The sequence below is a fragment of the Bradyrhizobium sp. ORS 285 genome, from assembly GCF_900176205.1.
Lineage (GTDB): Bacteria > Pseudomonadota > Alphaproteobacteria > Rhizobiales > Xanthobacteraceae > Bradyrhizobium.
This window is the reverse complement of the sequence record NZ_LT859959.1, coordinates 5,726,713-5,752,579: the sequence shown is the minus strand read 5'-3', so window position 1 is coordinate 5,752,579 and position 25,867 is coordinate 5,726,713. Positions and strand designations below refer to the sequence as shown.

At 65.7% G+C, this 25,867-nt stretch carries 23 protein-coding genes; 17 read left to right on the top strand and 6 right to left on the bottom strand.

Annotated elements, in window-relative coordinates:
- Window positions 1-16 precede the first annotated feature (16 nt).
- From fba to BRAD285_RS25805, 6 genes are all read left to right on the top strand, one after another.
- Entirely contained in the window at window positions 17-1,099 is a 1,083-nt protein-coding gene (gene fba, locus BRAD285_RS25830) for a class II fructose-bisphosphate aldolase (RefSeq protein ID WP_006615547.1), read from the top strand.
- 36 nt (window positions 1,100-1,135) lie between these two features.
- Window positions 1,136-2,596 carry a form I ribulose bisphosphate carboxylase large subunit gene (locus BRAD285_RS25825; protein WP_006615548.1) on the top strand — a complete coding sequence of 487 codons (1,461 nt, stop codon included), beginning with the start codon at window positions 1,136-1,138 and terminating at the stop codon, window positions 2,594-2,596.
- A gap of 75 nt (window positions 2,597-2,671) precedes the next feature.
- The gene (locus BRAD285_RS25820) at window positions 2,672-3,091 is read left to right on the top strand and encodes a ribulose bisphosphate carboxylase small subunit (protein WP_006615549.1); all 420 of its coding nucleotides are present in this window, start codon (window positions 2,672-2,674) and stop codon (window positions 3,089-3,091) included.
- A 162-nt stretch (window positions 3,092-3,253) separates the two neighbouring features.
- Window positions 3,254-4,198: a CbbX protein gene (cbbX, locus tag BRAD285_RS25815; RefSeq protein WP_006615550.1), complete on the top strand. Its 945-nt coding sequence runs from the start codon at window positions 3,254-3,256 to the stop codon at window positions 4,196-4,198.
- Entirely contained in the window at window positions 4,195-4,917 is a 723-nt protein-coding gene (locus BRAD285_RS25810; protein WP_006615551.1) for an HAD-IA family hydrolase, read from the top strand. The genes cbbX and BRAD285_RS25810 overlap by 4 nt, the downstream gene beginning before the upstream one ends.
- 150 nt (window positions 4,918-5,067) lie before the next feature.
- Window positions 5,068-5,760, top strand: a complete 693-nt coding sequence (locus BRAD285_RS25805; protein ID WP_006615552.1) for a TetR/AcrR family transcriptional regulator — start codon at window positions 5,068-5,070, stop codon at window positions 5,758-5,760.
- A 54-nt stretch (window positions 5,761-5,814) separates the two neighbouring features.
- Here the strand turns inward: BRAD285_RS25805 and BRAD285_RS25800 are convergent, their stop codons facing one another.
- On the bottom strand, window positions 5,815-6,399 hold the full coding sequence (locus BRAD285_RS25800) for a PepSY domain-containing protein (protein ID WP_035648924.1): 585 nt from the start codon (window positions 6,397-6,399) through the stop codon (window positions 5,815-5,817).
- 114 nt (window positions 6,400-6,513) lie between these two features.
- Window positions 6,514-7,677, bottom strand: a complete 1,164-nt coding sequence (locus BRAD285_RS25795; RefSeq protein WP_139020740.1) for a patatin-like phospholipase family protein — start codon at window positions 7,675-7,677, stop codon at window positions 6,514-6,516.
- A gap of 316 nt (window positions 7,678-7,993) precedes the next feature.
- Here BRAD285_RS25795 and BRAD285_RS25790 point away from each other — a divergent pair, with 316 nt between their 5' ends.
- Window positions 7,994-8,809: a lytic transglycosylase domain-containing protein gene (locus BRAD285_RS25790; RefSeq protein WP_006615555.1), complete on the top strand. Its 816-nt coding sequence runs from the start codon at window positions 7,994-7,996 to the stop codon at window positions 8,807-8,809.
- A 233-nt stretch (window positions 8,810-9,042) separates the two neighbouring features.
- Here the strand turns inward: BRAD285_RS25790 and katG are convergent, their stop codons facing one another.
- On the bottom strand, window positions 9,043-11,223 hold the full coding sequence (katG, locus tag BRAD285_RS25785) for a catalase/peroxidase HPI (RefSeq protein WP_006615556.1): 2,181 nt from the start codon (window positions 11,221-11,223) through the stop codon (window positions 9,043-9,045).
- Window positions 11,224-11,451: 228 nt separating this feature from the next.
- On the opposite strand from katG, the gene BRAD285_RS25780 reads away from it, so the two are divergent.
- The 7 genes from BRAD285_RS25780 (at window position 11,452) to BRAD285_RS25750 (ending at window position 15,302) form a co-directional block, all read left to right on the top strand.
- On the top strand, window positions 11,452-12,381 hold the full coding sequence (locus tag BRAD285_RS25780; RefSeq protein ID WP_006615557.1) for a hydrogen peroxide-inducible genes activator: 930 nt from the start codon (window positions 11,452-11,454) through the stop codon (window positions 12,379-12,381).
- A gap of 61 nt (window positions 12,382-12,442) precedes the next feature.
- Entirely contained in the window at window positions 12,443-12,757 is a 315-nt protein-coding gene (locus tag BRAD285_RS25775; protein WP_139020741.1) for a hypothetical protein, read from the top strand.
- Between the two features lie 337 nt (window positions 12,758-13,094).
- Window positions 13,095-13,529, top strand: coding sequence for a hypothetical protein (locus BRAD285_RS25770; protein ID WP_006615559.1), 435 nt, complete (start codon window positions 13,095-13,097; stop codon window positions 13,527-13,529).
- A 168-nt stretch (window positions 13,530-13,697) separates the two neighbouring features.
- A complete protein-coding gene (locus BRAD285_RS35890) occupies window positions 13,698-14,297 on the top strand; it encodes a hypothetical protein (protein ID WP_006615560.1) in 600 nt (199 codons plus the stop codon).
- Complete coding sequence (locus tag BRAD285_RS25760) at window positions 14,294-14,527, top strand: type II toxin-antitoxin system HicB family antitoxin (protein ID WP_006615561.1); 234 nt, start codon at window positions 14,294-14,296, stop codon at window positions 14,525-14,527. The genes BRAD285_RS35890 and BRAD285_RS25760 overlap by 4 nt, the downstream gene beginning before the upstream one ends.
- A 42-nt stretch (window positions 14,528-14,569) precedes the next feature.
- On the top strand, window positions 14,570-14,764 hold the full coding sequence (locus BRAD285_RS25755) for a hypothetical protein (protein WP_006615562.1): 195 nt from the start codon (window positions 14,570-14,572) through the stop codon (window positions 14,762-14,764).
- 181 nt (window positions 14,765-14,945) lie between these two features.
- On the top strand, window positions 14,946-15,302 hold the full coding sequence (locus BRAD285_RS25750; RefSeq protein WP_006615563.1) for a hypothetical protein: 357 nt from the start codon (window positions 14,946-14,948) through the stop codon (window positions 15,300-15,302).
- Between the two features lie 68 nt (window positions 15,303-15,370).
- On the opposite strand, the gene BRAD285_RS35885 is transcribed toward BRAD285_RS25750, so the two are convergent.
- Window positions 15,371-15,643, bottom strand: coding sequence for a hypothetical protein (locus BRAD285_RS35885; protein WP_035648927.1), 273 nt, complete (start codon window positions 15,641-15,643; stop codon window positions 15,371-15,373).
- 333 nt (window positions 15,644-15,976) lie between these two features.
- Entirely contained in the window at window positions 15,977-17,569 is a 1,593-nt protein-coding gene (locus BRAD285_RS25745; RefSeq protein ID WP_083846484.1) for an ATP-binding protein, read from the bottom strand.
- Between the two features lie 279 nt (window positions 17,570-17,848).
- Here BRAD285_RS25745 and BRAD285_RS25740 point away from each other — a divergent pair, with 279 nt between their 5' ends.
- Window positions 17,849-19,978, top strand: coding sequence for a phosphocholine-specific phospholipase C (locus tag BRAD285_RS25740; protein WP_006615565.1), 2,130 nt, complete (start codon window positions 17,849-17,851; stop codon window positions 19,976-19,978).
- 45 nt (window positions 19,979-20,023) lie between these two features.
- Here BRAD285_RS25740 and BRAD285_RS25735 read toward each other — a convergent pair whose 3' ends face one another.
- Window positions 20,024-21,535 (bottom strand): ATP-binding protein, encoded by a 1,512-nt coding sequence (locus BRAD285_RS25735; protein ID WP_006615566.1) that lies wholly within the window; start codon window positions 21,533-21,535, stop codon window positions 20,024-20,026.
- A gap of 226 nt (window positions 21,536-21,761) precedes the next feature.
- Between BRAD285_RS25735 and BRAD285_RS25730 the strand changes: the two genes are divergently transcribed.
- Window positions 21,762-25,460: a PAS domain-containing protein gene (locus BRAD285_RS25730; RefSeq protein WP_006615567.1), complete on the top strand. Its 3,699-nt coding sequence runs from the start codon at window positions 21,762-21,764 to the stop codon at window positions 25,458-25,460.
- Entirely contained in the window at window positions 25,453-25,824 is a 372-nt protein-coding gene (locus BRAD285_RS25725; RefSeq protein ID WP_006615568.1) for a response regulator, read from the top strand. The genes BRAD285_RS25730 and BRAD285_RS25725 overlap by 8 nt, the downstream gene beginning before the upstream one ends.
- The last annotated feature ends 43 nt before the right edge of the window (window positions 25,825-25,867 follow it).

Here is a 25,867-nt window from a genome sequence, read left to right as displayed (position 1 = left end):
GGGACGGAGACCAACCATGGCGCGGATCACGCTCAGACAATTGCTGGACCATGCCGCTGAGCGCGGCTACGGCGTGCCGGCTTTCAACATCAACAACATGGAGCAGGGGCTGGCGATCATGGAGGCGGCGGCTGCGGTCGATGCCCCCGTGATCATCCAGGCCTCGCGCGGCGCGCGCTCCTATGCCGGCGACATCATGCTGTCGAAGATGATCGACGCGCTGGAGGAGATGTATCCGCAGATCCCGCTCTGCCTGCATCAGGACCACGGCAACGACGAGGCGACCTGCGCGACCGCCATCAAATACGGCTTCACCTCGGTGATGATGGACGGCTCGCTCAAGGCCGACGCCAAGACCGCGGCGGACTATGAGTACAACGTCGATATCACCCGCCGCGTCACCGACATGGCGCATTGGGTCGGCGCCTCCGTCGAGGGTGAGCTCGGCGTGCTCGGCTCGCTGGAGCATGGCGGCGGCGAGCAGGAGGACGGCCACGGCCTCGAAGGCAAGGTCAGCCGCGACCAGCTGCTGACCGATCCGGACCAGGCGGTCGACTTCGTGCGCGTCACCAAGGTCGATGCGCTGGCTATCGCGATGGGCACCTCGCACGGCGCCTACAAATTCTCGCGCCAGCCGGATGGCGAGATCCTCGCCATGAACGTGATCGAGGAGATCCATCGCCGGCTGCCCAACACGCATCTGGTGATGCACGGCTCGTCCTCGGTGCCGCAATCCCTGCAGGACATGTTCAACCAGTTCGGCGGCGAGATGCCGCAGACCTGGGGCGTGCCGGTCGAGGAGATCGTGCGCGGCATCCGCCACGGTGTCCGCAAGGTCAACATCGATACCGATTGCCGGCTGGCGATGACCGCGATCTTCCGCAAGGTCGGCGCGTCGTCAAAGAGCGAGTTCGACCCGCGCAAATTCCTGAAGCCGGCGATGGATTCGATGCGCGAGCTCTGCCGCGAGCGCTTCGAGCAGTTCGGCGCCGCCGGCAACGCGTCCAGGATCAAGGTGCTGCCGCTGTCGGAGATGGCCAAGCGCTATCGCTCCGGCGCGCTCGATCCGCGAATTGGGGGAATGACTGAAGCTGCGTGACGTCAACAGCCACAACGAGACAGCCAGGAGGAACACATGAACGACCAATCGATCACGGTGCGCGGCAAGGATCGCTACAAGTCCGGCGTGATGGAATACAAGAAGATGGGCTATTGGGAGCCGTCCTACCAGCCCAAGGACACCGACGTCATCGCGCTGTTCCGTGTCACCCCGCAGGACGGCGTCGACCCGACCGAGGCCTGCGCTGCGGTGGCCGGCGAATCCTCGACCGCGACCTGGACCGTGGTGTGGACCGATCGTCTCACCGCCGCGGAAAAGTATCGCGCCAAGTGCTACCGCGTCGAGCCGGTGCCGGGATCGCCCGGCAGCCACTTCGCTTACATCGCCTATGATCTCGACCTGTTCGAGCCGGGCTCGATTTCCAACCTGACGGCCTCGATCATCGGCAACGTGTTCGGCTTCAAGCCGCTGAAGGCGCTGCGGCTCGAGGACATGCGGCTGCCGGTGGCCTATGTGAAGACGTTCCAGGGCCCCGCAACCGGGATCGTCGTCGAGCGCGAGCGGCTCGACAAGTTCGGCCGTCCGCTGCTGGGCGCCACCGTCAAGCCGAAGCTCGGCCTGTCCGGGCGCAACTACGGCCGCGTCGTCTACGAGGCGCTGAAGGGCGGGCTCGACTTCACCAAGGACGACGAGAACATCAACTCGCAGCCCTTCATGCATTGGCGGGAGCGCTTCCTGTACTGCATGGAGGCGGTCAACAAGGCGCAGGCCGCGACCGGTGAGATCAAAGGCACCTATCTCAATGTCACCGCGGCGACGATGGAAGACATGTATGAGCGCGCCGAATTCGCCAAGGAGCTCGGCTCCAATATCGTCATGATCGACCTCGTGATCGGCTACACCGCGATCCAGTCGATGGCGAAATGGGCTCGCCGCAACGACATGATCCTGCATCTGCATCGCGCCGGACACTCGACCTACACGCGGCAGCGCTCGCATGGCGTGTCGTTCCGCGTCATCGCCAAGTGGATGCGGCTCGCCGGCGTCGACCACATCCATGCGGGCACCGTCGTCGGCAAGCTCGAGGGCGACCCGAACACCACGCGCGGCTATTACGACATCTGCCGCGAGGACTTCAATCCGATGCGACTGGAGCACGGCGTGTTCTTCGACCAGAACTGGGCGAGCTTGAACAAGCTGATGCCGGTGGCCTCGGGCGGCATCCATGCCGGCCAGATGCACCAGCTGCTCGACCTGCTCGGCGAGGACGTCGTGCTGCAGTTCGGCGGCGGCACCATCGGCCATCCTCGCGGCATCGCCGCTGGCGCGACCGCCAACCGTGTGGCGCTGGAAGCCATGATCCTCGCCCGTAACGAGGGCCGCGACTACGTGCATGAAGGTCCGGAAATCCTCGCCAAGGCGGCGCAGACCTGCACCCCGCTGCGCGAGGCGCTGGAGATCTGGAAGGACGTCACTTTCAACTATGAATCGACGGATACGCCGGACTTCGTGCCGACCGTGACGCCCGCCGCTTAAAGCCTAAACGATGCATCGCCGCGCTGCGGGCCGGACACCGGCTCGCCCGGCATCCTAACATCAGGAGATAACACCATGCGCGTGACCCAAGGCTGCTTTTCCTTCCTGCCCGATCTGACGGACGACCAGATCACCGCCCAGATCCAGTACTGCCTCGAGAAGGGATGGGCGGTGAATATCGAGTTCACCGACGACCCGCATCCCCGCAACACCTATTGGGAGATGTGGGGCCTGCCGATGTTCGACCTGCGCGATGCCGCCGGCATCATGCGGGAGCTTGCCGAGTGCCGGAAGATCTATGGCGACCGCTACATCCGGATCTCGGCGTTCGACTCGTCTCATGGCTGGGAGTCGATCCGGCTGTCCTTCATCGTCAACCGGCCGAAGAACGAGCCAGGCTTCCGGCTCGATCGTCAGGAAACCGTCGGGCGCAATCAGCGTTACTCGACGCGGTCCTACGCGGCCGAGCGGCCCGAAGGCGAGCGCTACTCATAACACGGCCGCGCTGAAGTCCTTGCCGATCGAGGCGGGGACTTCAGCACCGGCTCTGCCGCACTGATTGAGACCGATTTGACGGCGTCCCCGCTTGCCGGAGTTCGCGGGAGGAGCTGCCGCCAGCGTCTGCGAACTTCGGCCAAAGCGGAGCACCAGTCCATGATGCAGGCTACGCAGGCGGACGCCAAGGAGGCGACGCCGGTCGATACGATCGATCTGCGCCGCGAGTTCGAGAGCGTCGAGATCGCGCCCGTGCTCGAGCAGCTCGACCGTGAGCTGGTCGGCCTCGCCCCGGTCAAGACGCGGATCCGCGAGATCGCCTCGCTGCTGATGATGGAGCGGATCCGTCGCAAGATGGGCCTGGCGACGACGTTTCCCACCCTGCACATGTCGTTCACGGGGAATCCCGGCACCGGCAAGACCACGGTCGCCCTGCGCATGGCCGGCATTCTGCACCGGCTCGGCTTCGTTCGCCGTGGTCACGTCATCAGCGTCACGCGCGACGATCTCGTCGGCCAATATATCGGCCACACCGCGCCGAAGACCAAGGAGGTGCTGAAGAAGGCGATGGGCGGCGTGCTGTTCATCGACGAGGCTTATTACCTGTACCGTCCCGAAAACGAGCGCGACTACGGCCAGGAATCGATCGAGATCCTGCTGCAGATCATGGAATCGCAGCGCGAGGACCTCGTGGTCATTCTTGCCGGCTATGCCGACCGCATGGAGAAGTTCTTCCAGAGCAATCCCGGATTTCGCTCGCGCATCGCCCATCACATCGACTTCCCGGACTATTCCGAAGCCGAACTGCTGACGATTTCCGAGATGATGCTGGAGGGGCAGAATTATCGCTTCACGCCCGAGGCGCGGGCGGCGTTCGAAAAATACATCGTGGTCCGCCGCACCCAGCCCTTGTTCTCCAACGCGCGCTCGATCCGGAATGCGCTGGATCGGATTCGCCTGCGCCAGGCCAATCGGCTGGTCTCGCGGCTCGACCGTGTGCTGACCTCCGACGACGTGATGTCGATCGAAGCCAGCGACGTGCTGGCGAGCCGGGTGTTCGCCAAGGCCGAGGGCAAGGCCGAGACAAAGGGGGAGGCCCAGTCATGAGTCTCGCGCTGGTTAAGAATTCACCATTCGACGTTCTGCGGCAAAGAATTGCCGATGCCGGCGCCTTGATCCTCGACGTCGACGGCACGATGGCGGAGACCGAGGAGATCCATCGCGAGGCGTTCAACGAGGCGTTCGTGGCCATCGGCATCGACTGGCATTGGGGGAGGCGGGTCTACAAGGAGCTGCTGCGTGTCGCCGGCGGCAAGGAACGCATTCGCGCCTTCGACCAGATGCGGCGCTCGGGCCCGCCCTTGAGCGATGCCGTGATCGCCAGGCTTCACCGCATCAAGACGGACAGATTTGCCGCCCTGATGGCCGATAAGGGATGCGCCTTGCGTCCCGGCGTCAAGGCGCTGCTCGAGGACGCGTGGGCGCGCGAGCAGCGCGTGGCCATCGCCACGACCACCACGCGCGTCAATATCGACGCGTTGCTCGCCCCCGTGCTGGGCAACGAGTGGGAAACCAGATTCGCCGCGGTCGTCGCAGCCGATGACGTCGCGCGCAAGAAGCCGGCGCCCGATGTCTATCTGGAGGTGCTGTCACAGCTCGATCTGCCCGCGGCAAGCTGCATTGCGATCGAGGACTCCGGTAACGGGTTATTGGCGGCCACCCGCGCTGGCGTTCCCGTGCTGATCACGCGCAGCCTGTATTTCCATGACGATACGTTCGATGGCGCGCTCGGTGTGTTGCAGGACCTCGGCGAACTCTTTGTTTGATGTGCCTGATCGTAAGGCATGCAAGCATGTCTTATTATGTATGACAGAAGGCGCATAGCTGCTCCGATACACGCGTTCTATTGCCGTTCAGCAGAGAACGTGTAATCCCTTGCTGGGCATGTTGGACATGTCGAGTCGAGGTCGTTGAGTATGGCCCGTACCCAGGCCAAGGTTAAACGAAGTGACGTCGCGCGCGCGGTGCCGACGCGCGGCCGGGTAGGCCGGCCGCCAAAAGCCCTGGCCGGCAATATCGAGGAGCGGATTCTCGACGCCGCGCGCGAGGTCTTCCTCGAGCGTGGATTCGACGGCACCAGCATCGACGAAATCGCCGAGCGGGCCCCGGCCAGCAAGCCGACCATCTATGCGCGCTATGCCGGCAAGCCGGCCTTGTTTGCCGCGATCGTCGAGCGTTCGATCGGGGAGGTGATGAACCTCGGCCCGTCCTACACGCCTCCGCCGGGAACGGTGCAGGAGAAGCTGGTTGGGGTTGCGATCGCGATCGTGGACCGCGTGCTGAAGCAGTCGCTTGGACTGTTGCGGGTCACGATCGGCGAGGCCTACCGCTTTCCGGATCTCAGCAGCCAGTTTCACGAGGTCTCGCGCAAGCGGGCGACTCAGCCGGTCGCGGTGCTGCTCGCCGAGACGATCGGCGTGTCCGCGGGCGCCAAGCGGGCAACGTCCAAGACATCGGAGGCGTCCGCCGAGATCTTCATCGACCTCATCGTGCTGCCGCTGTTGATGCGTGCGCTGATGGGCGTGAAGGAGAAGACCATCCGCAAGGAGATGCCTGGCTTCGTCCGCGAACGAGTCAAGATCTTCCTCGCGCTTCATACCAAGTCATGATGTCGCAGCTCTGGGGCGGCGTGCGTCCCGGGGCCGCGCAAAGCCCCGAATGAGTTAGCGTCGGCGCCGTGTCGGTTCGAGCGTGACCTGCTTCAGGTTCTTGCCGCTGACCACGACGATGATGAAGGCGACCTTGCCGTCTTTGGTCGTCAGGCCGCCGCTGATGGCCTTGCCCGCGGCGGAGCGCTCCGCGATCTTGATGGCGTCGGACATCTTGAGGCTGATCGTGTCGAGCGCGGCAAGGCTGGTGCGGTCGCTCTCGTTGAGGCCCTGCACGGTCGAGAACAGGGCGGTGTTGAGCACCTTGGCGGTCGCGCCATCGATGTCGGATTCCCAGATCTGCCCGCTCTGCAAGGTGCGAACCTTGTAGACGGGGATGTCGAGCCCGCCTTCGAAGCTGATGTCCGCGGTCCTGGAGCCTGGATGAATCTTCTCGGCGATCCGCAATGCCTGGTGCAGCGACACCTCCGTCTTGCGGAACTTGTCGAGTTCGCGGTCGATCGCCTCCTGGGTCAGGGCGGGGTCGGTGGAGGCTTGCGGATCCCTGGCCTGGGGATCCGTACCTGCGGCACCGACGGCCGCATGCGCCAGCGGCGTCCAGGACAGCAGGATCAAGGTTAACAGAGCGAATCGTCTCATGGCGGCCTGCTGTCTCCGATCTCGGTCGGTGCTTGTAGAGCAATCCCCAGGGAAACGGTTGTGAGAAAACGAAACTGTGTAGTTTTGTAATTCCAAGGCCGGGAGCTGTCAAGGTCAGGGCACCGGCGGCGTCTGCGTCCAGAACCGGCCGGACCGTGCGCTGTCGTAGCCGAGCGCGTAGAGCGTGCGCATGTAGTCGGTATCGAAGCCTATGCCCTGGCTCTCGGGGACGGACTGATCGATCGCGGTCATGTTGAACGCCATCCCGTTGCGCCTGGCAAACTGGTAGGTGGCCGAGAGGTAACTCTGGATCTCGCGCTTGCTCTTCATGTCCAGCGAGCGGATCGCAATCGCCTTGGTGCTGTTCTCGACCGGCTGGAAATCAGGCGACGTTCGCCCGTTCATGATGATGTAGATGGCCGGTTTCGCGGCCAAGCGCTGCGACGATCCGGTTTGCATCAGCAGCCGATCCGGAAAGGTGAACACCTGGGTCGAGACGCCGCCGTCGACATGCATCTCCTCGATCGGCTTGCCATCGGAGGAGGCGGCAATCAGCGCCGGCGGAAACGCAACGGGAACGCTGGCGGATGCAGTCAGTACCTGCCGAAACAGCTGCAACGACCGCGGCGTCCGTGCGGACGCGATCTCGCCCATATTCCACAGCACCGGCCGCGCGGCGTCGAGATCGGTGGTGACGACGAACAACCGGCGTCCCCTCGCGTGCTCCCTCGCGATCGCCTCCAGGAGTTCCGGTGTCGTGTAGTGCGCGATGGCGTCACGGAGCGGCTGTCCGTCGAAGACGGACGAGCCGAACAGCGCGCCGAGCGCATTGGGCGAGGCGGCGAAGGAGCTGGCGAGGCCGCTGGTGTACATCTCCTTCAACGTCGGATCGTAGGCGGGTCCGAGGAAGGCAAAAGGAGCAATCAATGCGCCGGTGCTGACGCCGGAGACGACGGTGAACTCCGGACGTGCGCCGCTCTCGCTCCAGCCGTTGAGAATGCCGGCGCCAAACGCGCCATCGCCGCCGCCGCCGGACAGTGCGAGATAGGCGAAGGGCTTGCCGGGCTGCGGTTGCGGCTTGAACGACGAACTGTCGAAGCTCTCGGCCGGGGCATCCGCCCACATCCGGATCGCCTGGAAGCCCTCGATCCTGGCGCGCTTTGCATCATCGGCCGAATAGGCCGCGCGCTGCTCCACCGACGCACAGCCCCCGAGCAGCAGAAGCAGACTGCACAATCCGACCAGCCCACCGGCCGCAACTACCGAACGCGATCGCACCCCATGACTCCTACCATTGTAAACAGAACCGTATAGTATTGTTATTGCCAATTGATCAAGGCCGCGGCGGCCGCGCCGTTGCGAGCTGATCACGATTGCGGGAGCGGAGGACGGGAACCTGCGGGGCAAGTGTTTGTCACGCAGTCGAGATGCAGACCCTCGCGCGGCGGCCGTCGTGACCGGCTATGATTTTTTTCGATTTCCGATAGGTTGTCGCGGTTTCAACCCAGCGGCCGATATTGCCGCGGCAGCGTCTTGCGATGTCCTGCGGTGTCATCAGAGCCCCGCGTGACCGGACGCCACCACAGGAGCATCGATGATCAAGCGCCGAGCTATTCTCACGATTCCCTTCGCGGTCGCCACGCTGCTCGCCTCCTTCGGTGGCGGTGCGCATGCGGCGCAGTGCGGCTCGTCGCCGGCCGGCTTCGAGGCATGGAAGCGCGAGTTCAGCGAAGAGGCCAGGGCCAAGGGCATCGGCGGCACCGCGATATCGGCGCTGATGCAGACCAACTACGCCTCGGCCACCATCGCGGCCGATCGCGGCCAGCGCAGCTTCCAGCTCTCGCTCGATCAATTCCTCGCCAAGCGCGGCGCGCCGGCGATCGTCGCGCGCGGCCGGCAGCTGAAGCAGTCGCAGGCAGCGATGTTCGCCTCGATCGAGCAGCGCTACGGCGTGCCGCCGGGACCGCTGATCGCTATCTGGGGCATGGAGAGCGCGTTCGGCAGCCAGCGCGGCAACCAGCACATGCTATCGTCGATCGCGACCTTGGCCTATGACTGCCGCCGTCCGGAGTTCTTCACCGAGCAGCTCTATGCCGCACTGAAACTGATCGATCGCGGCGTGCTGTCGGGCAACCAGCGCGGCTCGATGCATGGCGAGGTCGGGCAAACCCAGTTCATGCCGAAGAACATCCTGGCCTACGGCGTCGGCAATCTCGACGTCGCCGCGAACGCGCTGGCCTCGACCGCGAACTTCCTGCGCGCCAATGGCTGGAAGGCCGGCGCCGGCTATCAGCCGGGCGAGCCGAACTTCGCCGCCATCGAAGCCTGGAACGCCGCCGGCGTCTATCAGAAGGCCATCGCCCTGATGGGCCGCCAGATCGACGGCGGCGGCTCCGCCGCGGAGCGCTGAGGCGCTGATTTGCAGCGAAGCTCGTCGTCGGCAGCGCGCCGTTCACGGTCCTTCGAGACGCCCGCCTTTGGCGGGCTCCTCAGGACGAGGGTTGAGTTCGCGGCGAAGTGCTAATTCCTCATGGTGAGGAGCGCCGCTGGCGGCGCGTCTCGAACCATGAGGCCCCTGTGTCGACAGAAAAGCGGCGCTTCATCACTGAAGCGCCGCTTTTTGTTAGTCGGTCAGCTTGCCGCTTAAGCCTTCAGCTCGAACCGGTCGAGGTTCATCACCTTGGTCCAGGCGGCGACGAAGTCCTTGACGAACTTCTGCTTGGCGTCCGAGCTGGCATAGACCTCGGCGAGCGCGCGCAGCTGCGAGTGCGAGCCGAAGATCAGGTCGGCGCGGGTTGCGGTCCACTTCACGGCGCCGGACTTGCGGTCGCGGCCCTCGAACGTGTGCTCGCCCTGATCGACCGGGCTCCAGGCGACGCCCATGTCGAGCAGGTTGACGAAGAAGTCGTTCGAGAGCACGTCCGTCTGCGCCGTGAACACGCCGTGCTTGGCGCCATTGGCATTGGCGCCGAGCACGCGCAGGCCGCCGACCAGCACGGTCATCTCCGGCGCGGTCAGGGTCAGCAGCTGGGCCTTGTCGACCAGCAGCTCCTCGGCCGACAGCCACTGCTTGCCGCTGAGATAGTTGCGGAAGCCGTCATGGGTCGGCTCGAGCACGGAGAACGACTCGACGTCGGTCTGCTCCTGCGAGGCGTCGGTGCGGCCCGGTGCGAACGGCACCGTCACCTCGACGCCGGCCTTCTTGGCCGCCGCCTCGACGCCGGCATTGCCGGCCAGCACGATCAGATCGGCGAGAGAAACCTTCTTGCCGCCGCTGGCCGCGCCGTTGAACTCCTTCTGGATGCCCTCGAGCTTGGCGAGCACCTTCGATAGTTCAGCCGGGTTGTTGACCGCCCAGTCCTTCTGCGGAGCGAGGCGAATGCGCGCGCCATTGGCGCCGCCGCGCTTGTCCGAGCCGCGGAAGGTCGAGGCCGAGGCCCAGGCGGTCGAGACCAGCTCCGACACCGAGAGGCCCGACGCGAGGATCTTCGCCTTGAGATCGGCGACGTCCTTGTCGTCGACGACGGGGTGATCCAGCGCCGGGATCGGATCCTGCCAGATCAGGTCCTCCTTCGGCACCAGCGGGCCGAGGTAGCGCACCTTTGGGCCCATGTCGCGATGGGTCAGCTTGAACCAGGCGCGGGCGAAGGCGTCGGCGAACTGATCCGGGTTCTCCAGGAAGCGGCGCGAGATCTTTTCGTATTCCGGATCGAAGCGCAGCGCGAGGTCGGTGGTCAGCATCGACGGCGCGTGGCGCTTCGACTTGTCGTGCGCGTCCGGCACGGTGTTGGCGCCAGCGCCGCCCTTCGGCGTCCACTGGTGCGCACCGGCCGGGCTCTTGGTCAGCTCCCATTCGTAGCCGAACAGGTTCCAGAAGAAGTTGTTGCTCCACTTGGTCGGCGACGAGGTCCAGATCACCTCGAGACCGGAGGTGATGGTGTCACCGGCCTTGCCCGAGCCGTACTTGCTGGCCCAGCCGAGACCCATCTGCGCGATGTCGGCACCTTCCGGCTCCGGACCGACCAGCGATGCATCGCCGGCGCCGTGGGTCTTGCCGAAGGTGTGACCGCCGGCGATCAGCGCGACCGTCTCCTCGTCGTTCATCGCCATGCGGCCGAACGTTTCGCGGATGTCGCGCGCGGCAGCGACCGGGTCGGGGTTGCCGTTCGGGCCTTCCGGGTTGACGTAGATCAGGCCCATCTGGACGGCGCCGAGCGAGCCTGCGAGTTCGCGATCGCCGCTGTAGCGCTCGTCGGCAAGCCACTTGCCTTCCGGACCCCAATAGATGTCCTGCTCCGGCTCCCAGGTGTCGGCGCGGCCGCCGCCGAAGCCGAAGGTCTTGAAGCCCATCGATTCCAGCGCGACGTTGCCGGTGAGTACGAACAGGTCGGCCCAGGAGAGCTTCTGGCCGTACTTCTGCTTGATCGGCCACAGCAGGCGGCGGGCCTTGTCGAGGTTGGCGTTATCTGGCCAGCTGTTCAGCGGCGCGAAACGCTGCTGACCGGTGCCCGCGCCGCCGCGGCCGTCGCCGATGCGGTAGGTGCCGGCGGCATGCCAGGCCATGCGGATGAAGAACGGGCCATAGTGACCGAAATCAGCCGGCCACCACTCCTGCGAATCCGTCATCAACGCGGTCAGGTCCTTGATGACAGCGTCGAGATCGAGGCTCTTGAATTCCTTGGAATAGTCGAACGCTTCGCCGAGCGGATCGGAGAGGTTCGAATGCTGATGCAGCACCGACAGATCGAGCTGGTTCGGCCACCAGTCCTTGTTCTTGAATCCCTTCAAGCCGCCCGAAAATGGGCACTTGCTGACGTCATCCATGTTTGCCTCCTGACCTGAACGGCATTGTTCCCCCCTGGGGTGGGTGCCGGGACCCTACGCGGCTCCTTCGATCAGGGGAAATTGAGTTTGGTGATTGCAACGATAAGATTATCTGATGAACATGGTGTGACGTCGCCCAAACGCTGAGCGGCATGTGGGTTATCGATACATCCTGAGATTGCGGTTTGGCGAAATTGACTTCAGGTCGACGAACGATAAGATAATCTGATGATCCATCTGACGATGCGGCAGCTTCGCTATTTCGACGCGCTGGCGCGTCTCGGCCATTTCGGCCGCGCCGCCGAGGCCTGCGCGATCTCGCAGCCGGCGCTGTCGATGCAGATCAAGGAGATGGAGGACGCGCTCGGCGGCGTCCTTCTTGAACGCAACGCGCGCCAGGTGGTGCTGACGCGGTTCGGCGAGCAGCTCGCGGAGCGAGTCCGCGAGATCCTGCGCTCCGTGGACGAGCTCGGCGATTTCGCCCGCGCCTCGCGCGACAAGCTCACGGGACGGCTGCGGCTCGGCATGATCCCGACGGTCGCGCCCTATCTTCTCCCGAAGGTGATCGGCGATCTCACCCGCAAGCATCCCGAGATCGACATCCATGTCCGCGAATCCAAGACGCCGAAGCTGATCGAGGAGCTGGTCGAGGGCCGGCTCGATGCCGCGATCGTCGCGCTGCCGGTGTCGGAACCGTCGCTGACCGAGGTCGCGCTGTTCGCCGAGAATTTCCTGCTGGTGCGCCCGCCCGAATATGAAGGCGCTGCGGTGCCGAGCAGTGAGAGCCTGCGCGAGATGCGGCTGTTGCTGCTGGAGGAGGGACACTGCTTCCGCGATCAGGCGCTGTCGTTCTGCAACATGCAGGCGCCGCGCGAGATGCTCGATGCCTCCTCGTTGTCGACATTGGTGCAGATGGTCGGCGCCGGCATGGGCGTGACCTTGATCCCGGAGATGGCCGTCGGTGTCGAGACGCGCTCGGCCTCGGTGTCGCTGGCGCGCTTCGCCGAGCCGCAGCCCCAGCGCAGCATCGGCATGGTCTGGCGCAAGACCAGCCCGCTTGCCAAGCAGCTGATGCAGATTTCCGAGATCGTCGGCGGCGCCGCCGAGAGCCTGCGCAAGCAGGCCGCGGCGGGGCAGGCGCGCAAGCGGCGCGGCTGACGGACTGAGGAACGTCCTGTCGAGGCCGACCTTGTCGTCCTTCTCCAACAAGGACGTCCTCATGAAACATGGACTCATCGCCTCCGCCGCGGTGCTCGCGCTGTCGACCTCGTTTGCAGCGGCCCAGAGCAGTGGCACCGGCGGCAGCAGCGCAGGACCGTCGCACAACGCGCCCACGGCAGCCCCCGGCACGGCGCCGAGCAGCACGGGCACGACCGGCACGGGGCAGGGCAGTTCGACCAACGCCGCTGCGCCAGGCAACGGATCGGGCCGCACGCCCTCCGCACCGAATGATACGACCGGCTCGCTCAACAATAACAGCCCGAGCACCGGCGACGACAACTCCGGAAGCTCGAGCAATCTTGGCCGGCACTGAAGGCTGATGCGTTATGTTCCCGTCTCGCGGATCTGCTCTCAGCGAAGTTGGGATTCGAACTCTCGCCGCCCGGACGGTGAGCTCCCCTCCCCGCAAGGGGGAGGGGAGCGCACCGGCCGTGTGGCGAGGTCCCATCAACGTGCGGGCAGGATTCCAAATCAAACGCCCGTGTTCGGGCAACCGCCGCCGCGTTGGCCTGGAACAGGCGGGCCGACCGGCCGTTCATAGCTTTCGAGCAATTCACGTGCTCCAAGCCGTCGCTTGTCGCGGCGGACGACGGCGCCCCGTTCAGATGGCGCCGTCATGCGTGATGATCTCTGTCGAGGAGTCCTAAGTGATGCGAAGCTTGAACTACGTGGCGGCGCTGGCCCTGTCGGGTGCGCTGCTGGCCGGTGCGAATGCGCCGGCGATGTCTGCTCCGATAACGGCGCTGTCGGCCGCCGCCAAGCCCGACGCCGCGCCGCTCACCACCACGCAGGTGCGCTATGGCGGCCGTGGATTCGGCGGCGGCTGGCATGGTGGCGGCTGGCGCGGCGGCGGATGGCGCGGTGGCGGCTGGGGCTTCGGCGGTCTCGCAGCCGGAGCCTTGCTCGGCGCTGGCATTGCCGCGGCGGCGACGCCCTATTACTACGACGATGATCCCTATTATTACGGCGGCGGGCCCTACGGCTATGTCGGCGTCGGCTACGCGCCGTATTACGGCCGTCCCTATTACGCGCGCCGTTACTATGGCGGCTGGGGTGGTGGACCGTGGGGCGGCCCCTGGTGGTGAGCTCCAGCTGACCGAGCACGCGAAGCCGTCTGCGCGAGCCTTCGCGCAGACGGATTGATAGGCCGGGCCGGCGCCCCTCCGCCGGCAGTTGCGCCCTAGTGGCATGGGTCTTGTATCGATCTCCGGGCAGCGGCTGCGCGCCGACGGCGCGTGGTCCGGAGAACGGTCATGTCTGAGGCTGTCAACACCGAGGCGTTCTGGGTCGAAACCATCGTCGACTGGCTGGTCAAGCATGCCAGCCTGCGCAAGGAGCGCATCGACCTCAAGCGCAAGTTCACGCAGGAGCCTTATAATCTCAGCGCCGTCAGGGTTCTGACGATGATGGACGAGCTCGTCGCGCTCCACCATGCGCAGAGCGGCGCGAAGCTGGTGTTGTCGCAGAACTGGCGGCTGACGCATCGCAACGACACGGTGGGCGACTTCATCGTGGCGTTTCTCGGTCTGGTGTGTCCAAATCAGGCCCAAGCCGCAGCGGACAATGGTGCGTCTCCCTCCACCCCAGTGTTGCAAAGCCGACAGGGCGGGACGCACAACAAGCGTGTCGAAGCGTTGCGCGCTGATCCCCATGGCGACTGGAAGCCCGTCCACCTCGAGATCATCGCCTCGCAATATGCGATGAAGTTCCGCAAGATCACCGGTACGCACGAGGTCTTCCTGCATCCGTCCGTCCCGCATTGCGTGACCATTCCGCTGAAGGCTCCGATCAGGCCGCCGCATATAAGGGCGTTCGTGGCGATGATCGACGGCATGGATGAGGCCGCGCGATGACCGGTGCCGACGCCTATTCCTATGAGTTGACGGCGCTGGGCGCCGAAGATGGCGGCGGCTGTCTCGTCACCTTCCCCGACATTCCCGGGGTGATCGGCATCGGCGAGACCGCGCAGCAGGCGATCGCCGACGGACGATTGGCGCTGCTTGCAGCCCTCGACGCGCTCAAGGCCGTCGATCGCGAGCCGCCCATCCCGGGCGCGCGTCGCGCCGCCGCGCCACTGGTGTGAGTCGTGACGTGAGATGAGAGAGTCGAGAGTGGAGGGGAGACCATGCCACTGACCGAGGACGCCATCCAGGTCGGCAAGTGCTACAAGACGAAGATCGCCGAGAGCTACAAGGTGCTGTCGATCACCCGCGGCATCGTCACCTATCAGACGCTGACCTCGCCCTTGCGCATCAACACCGGCATCAAGGCGTTCGCGGATGCGGTTTATAAGGAGATCCGCTGTCCGGGGCAGGGCTAGTAGTAGCCCAGGCCTGTCGTTATCGTGCGCCTCCATCGGTCCCAGGCCAGGGCAACCTGTCTCCTCCGTCATTGCGAGCGCAGCGAAGCAATCCAGATTGGTGGGCGGGACTCTGGATTGCTTCGCTGCGCTCGCAATGACGCGGAGAGAGCTACTTTGATATTCGCGTGGGGAGTTGCAGATGCGAGTCGAAGAGCGTGACGACGGAGTCCTGGCGTTCGTCGACGCCGACGGCCGCATCTGGGCGCAATGCGCGCGTTCCTCGCAATTGGCCGCCGATACCGACTACGTGATCGAAGGCCCGCTGAGCGGCTTCCTCTACGAGGAGCGGACGTTTACGCCGGAGAGCGAGCAGGCGTTCCGCGCCTGGCTCGACGACCGCCTGATCAGCGACGAGATCTTCCATGTCCGGGACAGGGAGACCGCGCTGTCTCTGTGTCAGCGCATCGCGGCCGCGGCGCGCGAGATCCTGAAGGACAGGGCCGGCCAGCCCAGACCGGCCGACGGTCGATCGTGCTGTTCTCCTAAGCAAAAATAGCTTGCTATTTTTCGGAATTCATGGTTTCATCCCTGCATCCCGCCTCATGCAGAGGGACGTACGCGTCGTCACGATACGTAGAGGTGGGCTGCGATGGACGTGACGGCTGCGCCCGACGAGCGCGGGCCGGCACGGACGGCGAAGTCGTGTGGTCCTGGCCTCTCGACGCTGAGGTCTGCGCAACGCGCCAACGGCGCGTTGTCGCAAATGGGGGCAAGAACGCCGATCCCCAGGGAGAGCACGAAGGACACCGTTAAAACCAATCGCGCGGGGAAGGCCGGGATGTTCTGGCCAAACCTGTGGTGACTGCCGCCTGCATTTTTCTTCTGCAGGCGGGCCATGGGGGCGGCAGGCTCCCGGCCTTCTCCGCGCCCTCTCGTCTTTCAAGAGGGGCATGAGCGATGCATCACTCGGGCACCACGTGCCGCGAGAAGGCGATGATCTGTCTTCAAGCCAGCGATGTGGTGAAAGGCGCCGGCCAAGACCTCCGCTGTCGTCCCGGCCTTGAGCCGGGACCCATAACCCCAGGGAGACGTTTGAGGCACGATCGCCGATCCATCTCGCCCGGCCCCAACCGCCGCGGCGTATGGGTCCCGGCTCGAGGCCGGGACGACACCGAGTTTGGTGCGCGGTCTGTGGCAGACGAGATGAAGCGAGGTCCGGCGCAAGCCGCCTCACGCCTCCAGCGCGGTCCGGATCATGCGCGCGAGATCGGCGCTGACATAGGGTTTGGCGAGCAGCAGCACGTCGGCATCGAGCCGCCCATGATGCACGATCGCGTTCTCGGTATAGCCGGACGTGTACAGCACCTTCAGCCCGGGCCGTCGCTTCTCCGCCTCGATCGCGAGCTGGCGGCCGTTCTTGCCGCCGGGGATGATGACGTCGGTGAACAACAGATCGATCCGCTCGGCGCTGTCGATGATCGACAGACCCTCGGCGGCGTTGCTGGCCGACAGCGTGCGATAGCCGAGCCGGCGGACCTGCGCGACGACGTAGTCGCGCACCAGCGCGTCGTCCTCGACGATCAGGATGGTCTCGTCGCCGCGTGCGACCGCCGGTCGGCCTGTCTCGGTGGCCGGCAGCTCCGGCGCGCTGGCGGCGCGCGGCAGATACAGCTTCACCGTCGTGCCGTGACCTTGCTCGCTGTAGATCTTGACGTGCCCGTTGGACTGCTTGACGAAGCCATAGACCATGCTGAGCCCGAGGCCGGAGCCCTTGCCGACGTCCTTGGTGGTGAAGAACGGCTCGAACACCTTGTCGAGCAGCGAGCCTGGGATTCCCTCGCCGGTGTCGCTGACCGCGATCATGACGTAGCTGCCCGGCTTGGCGTCGCGATTGAGCTGGGCATAGTGCTCGTCCAGCATGACGTTCTTGGTCTCGAGCGTGAGCTTGCCGCCATCCGGCATCGCATCGCGCGCATTGAGCGCGAGGTTGAGGATCGCGGTCGAGAGCTGGCTCGGATCGATCAGCGCCGGGGCGCTGTCATGCGCCAGCATCGATTCGATCTCGATCTGCTCGCCGAGCGTCGGGCGCAGCAGGCGGGCCGAGTCGACGACCAGCGCGTTGACGTCGGTGGCGCGCGGCTGCAGCGGCTGGCGGCGGGAGAAGGCGAGCAGATGCCGCGTGAGATCAGCGCCGCGCTCGGCGGCGGCGCTGATCATGTTGGCGATCCCGGCGAGCTGCGGCTTGTCCTTCACTGCGTCGGCGAGGATCTCGATCGTGCCGGTGATGACGGTCAGGATGTTGTTGAAGTCGTGCGCGACACCGCCGGTGAGCTGGCCGATCGCCTCCATCTTCTGCGCCTGGCGCACCTGGGCCTCGTTGGCCTCGATCTCCTGGAAGCGCTTCACCATGGCCTCGGCGGCACGGCGCTGCCTGATCTCTTCCTCCAGCTGCGCATAGGCCTTCTGCAAGGTGATGCGCGTCGGCAGCACCAGGAGCTGCGGCAGCATCTTGATCATGACGGCGATGATGCCGATCGACATCACCCCGAGCAGGATGTTGATGAGGCCCTCGACGGTCGAGGTGGGAACCCAGAGGTCGGCGATCGCGAGCAGGCGCGTCAGGCCGACCACCGCCACGAAGGTCGCGAGCGCGCCGACCACGCCACGGAACATGACGTCGCGCCAGCGCCGCCGCAGGAAGGTGCCGACCACGTAGGCGATGGTGAAGAACGCGCTGGCGACGAGGAGGTTGGCGGCAACCTGCAACCATACCCACGCCGGCGCACCCTGCAGTCCCGCCGCTTGCACCGTCAACGTCGGCATATGCAAACCATCCTCAACAACGCAACGCGCCCGGTCCGGGATCGGGCTTCGCCCTGTCGCCGCTCAAACCGAACGGATCATTCAGCTTTTCGGCTGTGGCGCAAGGGCCATGGCCACGGCCGGCAGGGCGATGCACCGGCTCCACAGCGCGCCATGGCATGCGCAGCACAGGTGGCGGCTGTCAAATCCGTGCAACACATCCTTAACCGCTCGGTCACGCGGCTGTTAAAGCCGACACCTAAGCCGCTCGACACCGTCATCACCAGGGGATTGAACGAGATGTCGAACACGATCGCGCACAACCGTCGCGAGTTCCTGCGCCTGCTTGGCGCTTCGGCGGCGACAGCGGCGCTCAGCCAGAGCATCGAGCGCGCGCACGCCATTCCGGCGTTCAACCGCCATGGCAGCATCGAGGACGTCAAGCACATCGTGGTGCTGATGCAGGAGAACCGCGCCTTCGATCATTATTTCGGCGCGATGCGCGGCGTGCGTGGCTTCAACGACCCGCGCGCGGTGAAGCTGCCGAACGGCAATCCGGTCTGGCAGCAGCCGAACGGCGCTGGCTCGGTGATGCCGTTCCGCGTTGACAATGCCGGCCAGGTCTATGTCGAGGACGTCGCGCATGGCTGGAACGACGGCCAGAAGTCCTGGAACAACGGCAACTACGACAAGTGGATCGCCAACAAGGGCACCACGACGATGACCTGCATGAACCGGCAGGATCTGCCCTGGCACTACGCGCTCGCCGACGCCTTCACGATCTGCGACCAGTATTTCTGCTCGGTGATGGGACCGACCGATCCGAATCGCTATTACCTGTGGACCGGCTGGGACGGCAATGACGGCAAGAATGGCGGCCCGGTCATCACCAATGCCGAAGCCGGCTATGACTGGACGACGTTCCCGGAGCGGCTGGAGAAGGCCGGCATCTCCTGGAAGGTCTATCAGGACATCGGCACCGGCCTGAACGCGGCCGGCTCCTGGGGCTGGACGCAGAATCCCTGGATCGGCAATTACGGCGACAACTCGCTGTTGTACTTCCACCAGTACCAGAATTCGCAGCCGGGCAGCCCGCTCTACGAGAAGGCGCTGCGCGGCAGCAACATCGCCAATGGCGGCACGTTCGAGAACCTGTTCGACGGTCTGCGCAACGACGTCCGCAACGGCACGCTGCCGCAGGTGTCGTGGATCGCGGCCCCCGAAGCCTTCAGCGAGCATCCGAACTGGCTGCCGGGGCCGGGCGCCTGGTACATCTCCAAGGTGCTGGACATCCTCACCTCGAATCCGGAGCTGTGGAGCAAGACCGTACTGCTCATCAACTATGATGAAGGCGGCGGCTTCTTCGATCACGTCGTCGGTCCCTATCCGGCGATGTCGCAGGCCTATGGCCAGTCCACCGTCGATGTCAGCACGGACCTGTTTGCCGGCGACGCCAATCATCTCGCCGGTCCCTACGGCCTCGGCGTGCGTGTGCCGATGATGGTGGTGTCGCCCTGGTCGCGCGGCGGCTTCGTGTGCTCGGAGGTGTTCGACCACACCTCGGTGATCCGCTTCATCGAGCGCAGATTCCATCGTCATGCGAAGGACCTGTTCGAGACCAACATCCCGGCCTGGCGCCGCGCGGTGTGCGGCGATCTCACCTCGGCGTTCAACTTCACCTCGCCGAACGAAGGTCTCGCGCCGCTGCCGAGCACGGCCGGCTTCAAGCCGCCGGCCTCCGACATCACCTCGGGCGCGCGCTTCGACGACTATCATCCGGTGCCGCCGGTTAAGCAGGTGCTGCCGCAGCAGGAGCCCGGCATCCGTCCGGCGCGCGCGCTGCCCTATGACCTCCGCGTCGACGGCGATGCGGATGCTAACAACAAGAAGTTCGGCATTCGCTTCGTCAATCCGGGGCAGGCGGGCGTCTGCTTCCATGTCCGCTCCGGCAACACCGCGACCGGTCCGTGGAGCTACACGGTCGAGGCCGGCAAGTCGCTCAACGGGGTGTGGGATCTCGCGGCCAGCGCCGGCCAGTATGACCTGTCGGTGTACGGCCCGAACGGCTTCTATCGCCACTTCAAGGGCGGCGTCGTTTCGACGGCGGCGCGGGTCGATGTCGAAACCGTTCATCTCTGCAATTGGGGCGATGACGACGACACGCGCAGCCTCGCGATCGCGCTGACCAACAAGGGCGCGAGCTGCGTGGTCACGCTCGTCGACAACTACACGGGGCGCAGCGAGCGGCATCGCCTGCAGCGCGGCCAGCGGCTGGAGACGCAGGTGCGGCTGGAGCATACCCACGGCTGGTACGACCTGACGGTCACGACCGACAGCGACGCCAATTTCAACTGGCAGCTCGCCGGTCACGTCGAGAACGGCCGTCCCAGCATCAGCGATCCGGCGATGGGCAAGATCGCCGCGACCTGATCGCGGACAACAACGCGATGCGCCCGGAGCGATCCGGGCGCATCGTCACGACGAAGAGGTGACGAGCGATTGATCGGCGTCGTCGGCGTTGGGATCACCGGGCGCGGTGGCCCAGGCGAGCTCGACCAGGGTGACGATGCGGCGGCCGGCGCCGTCGAGCTGGCAGACGATCAGGCCCTGGTCCTCGATGTAAGTGAGCAGCCGCTGCGCCCGGCGCAGCGAATGCGAGCCGTAGGCGCGCGCGATCGCGGCATCGCTCGGGCAGGGACGGCCGTCCTTGGCGGCGCGGGCGAGCATCATGAAGACGCCCTGCATGTCCTCGGGCAGCAGCGAGGCGCGCAAGGTGACGTCCTGCCAGCCGGCATCGTCCGAGGTCTCGTCGCCTCCGAGCCCGGCGCGGGCGCGGGTCAGCATGCGGCGGAATTCGTTGAGGTCAGGCACCGCCGTGCCAAGCCCCTCGATGCGGCAGCGGACGACGAACTCCTGATAGAGCACGCCGACGGCGCGGAAGCCGGCGTCGGGCTCGGCCAGGACAGCGCGCAGCACGCGCTCGACGCGGGCACGGCGCTCGGCGAGCTCCTCCTCGCTGACTTCAGGCGGTGGCGGCTCGGGACGAAACTCCAGCGCGGCGGATTTCGCCGCCATCAGCTGGTCGAGCAGCTCCGGCTGCGGCTTGCGCTGCGGCCGCGCATTCGTCTCCGGCGGTGGCGCTGCGAGGATGACGGCGCGGGCGTCCTCGAGCGAGGCCTCCGGCAGCGGCATCAGCCGGGGCGTCGCGTTGCGCGGCTTGGTGTCGGTCGGACCGATGCGCAGGCCCAGCGGCCGTCGCGACAGCGCGGGGCCGAGCGCCATGAACTGGCCGCGCTCGAGGTCGCGGAACGCTTCCGCCTGGCGCCGCTCCATGCCGAGCAGGTCGGCGGCGCGGGCCATGTCGATGTCGAGGAAGGTGCGGCCCATGAGAAAGTTCGAGGCCTCGGCTGCGACGTTCTTCGCAAGCTTCGCCAACCTCTGCGTCGCGATCACCCCGGCCAGCCCGCGCTTGCGGCCGCGGCACATCAAATTGGTCATCGCGCCGAGCGAGGCCTTGCGCGCTTCGTCCGACACTTCGCCGGCCACGGCCGGTGCGAACAGCTGGGCTTCGTCGACGACGACGAGCATCGGGTACCAATGGTCGCGCGAGATTTCGAACAGGCCGTTGAGAAAGGCGGCCGCGCGCCGCATCTGGTTTTCCGCGTCGAGGCCCTCGAGGTTGAGTACGGTCGAGACGCGGTGGATGCGTGCCCGCTCGCCCGCGACTTGGAGCGCGCGCTCGGTGTGGTCCTCGGCCTCGATGACCAGGTGGCCGAATCGCTCGGCGAGGGTGACGAAGTCGCCTTCAGGATCGATGATCGTCTGCTGCACCCAGGGCGCGCTCTGCTCCAGCAGCCGACGCAGCAGATGCGATTTCCCGGAGCCGGAATTGCCCTGGACCAGGAGGCGGGTCGCAAGGAGTTCTTCGAGGTCGAGAGCCGCAGGCGATCCCGCCGCGGTCTGCCCCATCTCGATCGCAACCGTCATGTGCCCCGACTCAAACCCGCGTCTCGCAGAGGGTGGCGGATATCAAGTCGGGACGCGGACGTCGAGCATTCCCGGCAGCTTGTCCCGTGTTCAAGAACGGTTGTGGATTGCGTCGCGAAATATGGAACCCACAGCCTCATGGCCGGTTCCACGCTCGGGCCTGGGGACCTCAAGCTTGGCGAGTTCGCGCGTTTCACGGTATCGTGCGGCGAAAAAGGGGCAACGCGTGAACGAGCACTCGGACGCCGGCCGTGGGACGTTTCAGGTCCTGGCGCGCGGGGCCGATTTCCTGCAGGGCGGAGGACAAATGGGAGCGCTGATGCGCGCCCATGATTGGTCGCGATCGCCCCTGGGCGCGCCGGAGTGCTGGCAGCAATCGTTGCGCACGTCGGTCAGCACCTGCCTCGACTGCGCATTTCCCATCCTGATCTGGTGGGGACCCGAGCTCGTCATGCTTTACAACGACGAGTACCGTTCGCTGCTGGGATCGCAAAAACATCCCGCAGCACTTGGGGCGCCCGGGCGCGACGTGTGGCCGGAGATCTGGGACGTCATCGGCCCGATGCTCGAGCAGGTGATTGCGCGCGGCGAAGCGACGCGATCCCGCGACCTGCCGCTGTTCATGGATCGTCACGGCTATCTCGAAGAAACCTACTTCTCGTTCTCCTATTCGCCGATTCGCGACGAGACCGGTGGCGTCGGCGGCGTGTTCACGCCGGTCATCGAGACCACCGCCAAAGTCGTCGGCGAGCGGCGCATGCGGACATTGCGCGATCTGGCTGCGCGTGGTCGCGCCGAGAGCTTGCAACATGCCTGTCGCGGCGTGGCCGATGTTCTCGCCGAGAATCCACATGACGTGCCGTTCGCGCTGATCTACCAGCTCAGTGGGGACGGGCGGTCGGCGGACCTGCTTGGCGCGGCTGGCGTGCAGCCGGGCGGCGCCATCGCACCAGTGCATATCGCTCTCGATGATGAGGGGGCCACGCTTTGGCCGATCCCGGCAGCGGCGCATACGGTGGCGCCGATTCGCGTCGCTCTCGACGGTGTGAGCTTTGCCGATGTACCGAGAGGCGCCTGGCCGGACCCGCCACGGCTGGCGCTGGTGCTGCCGGTCACGACAGGACGCGAACGGCCCACGGCGGTCCTGATCTGCGGCGCCAACCCGCGCCGTGCGCTGGATGGCGAGCACCAGGGCTTCTTCGAACTGATGGCAACCCAGCTCGGCAGCTCGTTCGCCGAGACGCTCGCCTATGAAGACGAGCGGCGGCGCGCCGAGACGTTGGCCGAGCTCGACCGGGCGAAGACCGCGTTCTTTGCCAATGTCAGCCATGAATTCCGCACGCCGCTCACACTGATGCTCGGGCCGCTGGAAGACGTGCTGTCGCGGCCGCAGGGACCATCGCCCGCGGACCGCGGCAGCCTGGAGATCGCACAGCGCAACGCCTTGCGGCTGCTCAAGCTGGTCAATTCGCTGCTGGAGTTCTCGCGTATCGAGGCTGGTCGGATGCAGGCCGCCTTCGTGCCGACCGATCTGGCGAGATTGACGGAGGAGATCGCCAGCGTGTTCCGCTCTGCGATCGAGGCTGCAGGCCTGAGGCTGATCGTGGATTGCCCGCCTCTCCAAGAGCCCGCTTATGTCGATCGCGAGATGTGGGAGAAGATCGTCCTGAATCTGCTCTCGAATGCGTTCAAGTTCACCTTCGCCGGCGAGATCGAGGCCAAGCTGCGCGCGGTCGACGACACGATCGAGCTCACTGTTCGCGACACCGGAACGGGCATTCCGCAGCACGAACTGCCAAAGTTGTTCGAGCGCTTCCATCGCGTGGCGGGGGCGGATGGACGAACCCATGAAGGCTCGGGAATCGGACTTGCGCTGGTCCAGGAACTCGCGAAGTTGCACGGCGGATCGGTCGGCGTCGCCAGCGCACTCGGACGAGGCAGCGTCTTCACGGTTCATGTTCCGCAGGGCCGGAGCCACCTGCCGCCCGGGCAGATCGACGTGCCCGCAGCGCAGGAGCCGATCGTGCCCGGTGCGCGTGCCTTCATCGAGGAGGCCCTGCACTGGCTACCGGACGCGCCTCCATTCGTCGAGCCGTCCGTTTCCGACATCGACGGCGCGGCCTCCTCCGGCCAGCGGACCGTATCGCGCACCCGGATCCTTCTGGCCGACGACAACGCCGACATGCGCGACTATGTCCGCCGATTGCTCGCGACACATTACGATGTCGAGGCGGTCGGCGATGGCGAGGCGGCGCTCGCGGCCATCGCCAGGGCCAAGCCTGATCTTGTCCTATCGGATGTGATGATGCCGCGGCTCGATGGCATTCAGCTGCTCGCACGCGTGCGTGCCGATGCGCAGGTCAGCACCATTCCCGTCATCCTGCTGTCGGCGCGTGCGGGTGAGGAGAGCCGTGTCGAGGGCATGCAGGCGGGCGCGGATGACTATCTGATCAAGCCTTTCAGCGCGCGCGAGCTGCTGGCGCGGGTCGAAGCCCATCTCAAGATGGCGCGCCTGCGCGCCGAAGCAACCGAGCGTCTGCGCGCCAGTGAAGAGCGCTTTCGCGCCTTCGTCACCGCGAGCTCCGATATCGTCTATCGCATGAGCCCCGACTGGACGGAGATGCGCTATCTCCAGGGCAAGGATTTCATTGCCGATACGATGACGCCGAGCCAGCGCTGGCTTGCCAAGTACATTCATCCGGACGATCAGCCGGAGTTCGTGGCGGCCATCACCGGGGCGATCGACACCAAGAGCGTCTTCGAGCTGGAGCACCGTGTCATCCGCATCGACGGCACGCTGGGCTGGGCGCATTCGCGTGCGATTCCTGTGCTCGGCAGCAATGGCGAGATCGTCGAATGGTTCGGTGCCGCGCGGGAGATTACCGAGCAGAAGCAGGCCGAGTACGAGCTGCGCAAGAGTGAGGAGCGTCTGCGCAGCGCGGTCGAGGTCGGGCGGCTCGGCCTATGGGATTGGAATGTCGCGACCGGCGAGGTCTACTGGTCGGACGAGCACTTCCGCATGGAAGGTTATGGTGTGGGTGAAGTGACGCCGAGCTACGAGGCTTGGACGGTGCGGCTTCATCCCGAGGATCGTGGGGGGACCGAGGCGGCGCTGCGCCGGGCGATGGAGGCGCGCGAGGAATATGTCCGCGAGTTTCGCGTCGTGCACCCGAACGGCGCGATCCGCTATCTCTATGGCCGCGGGCGCTTCTTCTATGACGACGCCGGGCAAGCGATCCGCATGACCGGGGCGATGCTCGACGTGACCGAGCGGCGCGAATGGGAGGAGCGGCAGAAGGTGCTGGTGGCCGAGCTGCAGCATCGCACCCGCAACCTGCTGGCCGTCGTGCGCGCGATGGCCGACAAGACGGCGCGCGCCAGCACGGATCTGGCCGATTTCCGCGCCCGTTATCGTGATAGGCTCGAGACGCTCTCGCGCGTTCAGGGGCTGCTATCGCGCCTGAATGAGCACGACCGCGTCACCTTCGACGACCTGATCCGCAGCGAGTTGTCGGCGGTGGCAGGCGGCTCCGAGCGGGTCGAGCTCGCAGGCCCATCCGGGGTGCGGCTGCGGTCCTCGACCGTGCAGACGCTCGCCATGGCGCTGCATGAGCTTGCCACCAACGCGGTCAAATATGGCGCGCTTGCGCAGCCGTCAGGCCATCTCGCGGTGCTCTGGTCGCTCGAACGCCATGGCGCGGACGAAAGGCCCTGGCTGCACATCGACTGGCGCGAGAGCGGCGTCGACATGCCGCCTCCCGGCGTCGTGCCCGGCGGCACCGGGCAGGGGCGCGAGCTGATCGAGCAGGCCTTGCCCTATCAGCTCAGCGCCAGGACGTCCTACACATTCGCCCCCGATGGCGTCCGTTGCACGATATCGATCCCCGTTTCGCTCACCACATTGGAGCTCGAGGAGCATGCCTGAACGCTCGCTTCACGATCGACATATCCTCATCGTCGAGGACGAATACATGCTGGCGGACGAACTACGCTGCGCGTTTGGCGACGCCGGCGGCACCGTCCTGGGGCCGGTCGGAACTGTCCCCGATGCGCTCGATCTGATCAAGCGAGAGCAGCGCATCGAAGGCGCCGTGCTCGACGTCAATCTGCGCGGCGAGATGGCGTTCCCGGTGGCCGATCTGCTGGTGGAACGCGGCGTGCCGTTCGTGTTCACGACCGGCTATGACGAGTCGATCATCCCGGACCGGTTCTCGAACATTCTCCGCTGCGAGAAACCGATCGCGGTCGACGGTATCATCCGTGCGCTCGGGCGCATGGTCGGACCTTGAACGGGGGAAGCGGATGCTTCGCCCCGTCGCTCCAGGAGCGAGG